5 protein-coding genes are annotated in these 2,583 nt (G+C 63.0%); 1 reads left to right on the forward strand and 4 read right to left on the reverse strand.

The annotated features are described in order from the left end of the window. The 3 genes from RMO81_RS08695 to hisB form a co-directional block, all read right to left on the reverse strand. A partial coding sequence (locus tag RMO81_RS08695) for a HisA/HisF-related TIM barrel protein (RefSeq protein WP_310475434.1) occupies positions 1–296 on the reverse strand: 296 nt, incomplete at its 3' end. Beyond that, positions 293–901, reverse strand: a complete 609-nt coding sequence (gene hisH / locus RMO81_RS08700) for an imidazole glycerol phosphate synthase subunit HisH (protein WP_310475435.1) — start codon at positions 899–901, stop codon at positions 293–295. The genes hisH and RMO81_RS08695, both read right to left, overlap by 4 nt. After that, the gene (gene hisB, locus RMO81_RS08705) at positions 894–1,496 is read right to left on the reverse strand and encodes an imidazoleglycerol-phosphate dehydratase HisB (RefSeq protein WP_310475436.1); all 603 of its coding nucleotides are present in this window, start codon (positions 1,494–1,496) and stop codon (positions 894–896) included. The genes hisH and hisB overlap by 8 nt, the downstream gene beginning before the upstream one ends. 100 nt (positions 1,497–1,596) lie before the next feature. Between hisB and RMO81_RS08710 the strand changes: the two genes are divergently transcribed. Continuing rightward, positions 1,597–2,334, forward strand: a complete 738-nt coding sequence (locus RMO81_RS08710) for an NYN domain-containing protein (RefSeq protein ID WP_310475437.1) — start codon at positions 1,597–1,599, stop codon at positions 2,332–2,334. Here the strand turns inward: RMO81_RS08710 and RMO81_RS08715 are convergent. Then, positions 2,331–2,583, reverse strand: a 253-nt coding sequence (locus tag RMO81_RS08715; protein WP_310475439.1) for a hypothetical protein, incomplete at its 5' end; no start/stop codon positions are given. The two genes, RMO81_RS08710 and RMO81_RS08715, sit on opposite strands and share 4 nt — an antisense overlap.

Genomic DNA, 2,583 nt, shown 5'->3' on the forward strand with positions numbered 1-2,583 from the left:
CACACACCGGCCGCCAACCAGGTTTCGACGTGCGCTGCGGTGCGGATGCCGCCGCCCACCTGCACCCGGCCTTCGCCAAAGCCGGACAGCGCGGCCTTCACGCCGGCGGCGTTGCGGCTGTCGCCGGCAAACGCGCCATCCAAATCGACGACATGCAGATGCGTCGCGCCAGCGCCGCGGAACAGCGCGGCCTGCGCGGCGGGATCATCAGCATACACCGTGGCGCGGTTCATGTCGCCTTCGGCAAGGCGCACGCACTGGCCGCCCTTCAGATCGATGGCGGGAAAAATAATCATGGATTCAGCCAATTGTGAAGGAACGCCAGCCCATAGGCCTGGCTCTTTTCCGGGTGGAACTGCACGCCGGTGATATGCCCGCGCTTGACTATGGCGGCAAAGCGCCCGCCGTGATCGGACACCGCCTGCACATCGGCCGGATCATCGGGCGTGAAGGCATAGCTGTGCACGAAATAGGCATCGCCCGACGGCACATCCGCGCCGTTGACGGCTTCGACCCGGTTCCAGCCCATGTGCGGGATTTTCAGCGCCGGATCAGACGGGGTGAGCCGTTCAACCACGCCCGGCAGCCAGCCCAGGCCCTGGTGAACGCCATGTTCATGGCCTTCGCTGGCCAGCAACTGCATGCCCACACAGATGCCGAGGAACGGCACGCCGCGCCCGTTCACCGCTTCGTTCAGCGCCGCCTCGATGCCGGTTTTCTCGCGTAACTGGCCGATGCACTGGGCGAACGCACCGACTCCGGGCAGCACGATGCGTGCAGCCCCGGCAATCACCGCCGGATCGTCGGTGACAACCACGCGCGCGCCGGCCCGTTCCAGCGCCCGCGCCGCAGAGCGCAGGTTGCCAGCCCCATAATCAACCAGCGCAACCGTGTCAGGCACCGCCCCATGTGCCCTTGGTTGACGGAATCGCGTCACTCTTGCGCGAATCAATCGCCACCGCCGCCCGCAGCGCCCGCGCCACGCCCTTGAAGCAGCTTTCGCCGATAAGGTGATTGTTGACGCCATACAGCGTCTCGATGTGCAGCGTGATGCCCGCGCCGCCGGCAAAGGCCGCGAAGAATTCCTTGAACATCTCGGTATCCAGCGTGCCCAGCTTGGGCTGGCTGAACGCCGTGCGCCACACCAGGAAAGGCCGGCCCGAGATATCGAGCGCGACGCGGGTGAGCGTTTCATCCATCGGGATCAGCGCATCGCCATAGCGCGTGATGCCGCGCCGATCGCCCAGCGCCTTGGCGACCGCTTCACCCAGCGCGATGCCGGTATCTTCGGTGGTGTGGTGGCCATCGATGTGCAGATCACCCGTGGTCTTCACGGTCAGATCGATCAGGCTGTGCCGCGACAGCTGTTCCAGCATGTGATCGAGGAAGCCGATGCCAGTCGACACATCATAGGTGCCGCTGCCGTCGAGGTTCACGTGGACCTCGACCTGGGTTTCCTTGGTCACGCGGGAAATGCTTGCCGTGCGCGCTATCATAAGCCTGCTCCTTGGGCGCAGCGCCTAGAGCAAAGCCGGCTCACCGGCAAGTTTGCATGCCCCCTTGCGGCATCGGGGCCAACCGGTGCAGGTTACGAACATGAACAGTAATGGTGGCGCGCTCCGGCTGGCCGTGTTGATTGATGGCGAAAATGTTCCGGCCAAGGACGCTGGGCCATTGTTTGCGCAAGTCGCCAAGTTGGGAAATCCGATCATCCGGCGCGTTTACGGCGATTTCACCAAGGGCAACGTCAAGGATTGGCCAAAAGTCATCAGCCAACATGGCGGTTCGGCCCATCAGAACGGCCACACTTCAGCCGGAAAAAATGCCAGCGATATTGCACTTGTCGTTGATGCGATGGATTTCCTGCACAAACGGTCAGTGGATGGTTTCTGCATCGTCACGGCCGACGGCGACTTTACCAGCCTTGCCAAGCGTGCTCGCGAGGATGGCTTCAAAGTGTTCTGCTTCGCCCACAGCCATGCAGCCAAGGCCCTGAAGGCGGCTTGTGACGGATTTTTCCCCTTGGTTGCAACAGCGCCGACGCCTGCCGCGCCCAAAACTCCCGTCAACACTCCGGCAAAGTTGAAGGCCACCCAGCCCACCCCCGTTCGACAACCCAAGCTGGCACTCTCTTGGCTTCAGGATGCGCTGCCAGCAGAGACTCAATGGATAACGTTCAGTGCCCTTGGCATTGCTCTGCGGTCCAAGGAGCCAGCCTATCTCAAGAAGACCGGCTATGCCTCGTTGAAGAAGCTGCTTACGGCTTTGAAGGACCTTTACGAGCAAGGGGTCGCCGCCGACGGCAAAACCGAACAAGTCCGCCGCCGCTCCTAGCCCGGCTGCGTCGTCTGCCGTTCCAGTCGCCCGGCCTCTTCCTTGCGGGCCATGGTGGAACGCAGCTTGATCAGGTTGGCCAGCATTTCATACCAGAAGGGCGCGCCAAGGCTGAGCAGTGCGGCCGACAACAGCATGCCCACCAGCTGCAGAAGAATCGCCAGCGGATCAGCCTTCCAGTTGTCCCACCAGTCCGCCGGGCTTTCTGGCCATTGCACCAGTTTCAGCTCCATGGCCTGGGCCAGGCCC

This window comes from Sandarakinorhabdus sp., from assembly GCF_031422795.1.
Classification (GTDB): Bacteria; Pseudomonadota; Alphaproteobacteria; order Sphingomonadales; family Sphingomonadaceae; genus Sandarakinorhabdus.

Bases quoted from the DNA above. Each gene is read 5' to 3' on its own strand.
- hisB (WP_310475436.1), bottom strand. From the start codon at position 1,496: ATGATAGCGCGCACGGCAAGCATTTCCCGCGTGACCAAGGAAACCCAG.
- RMO81_RS08710 (WP_310475437.1), top strand. From the start codon at position 1,597: ATGAACAGTAATGGTGGCGCGCTCCGGCTGGCCGTGTTGATTGATGGC.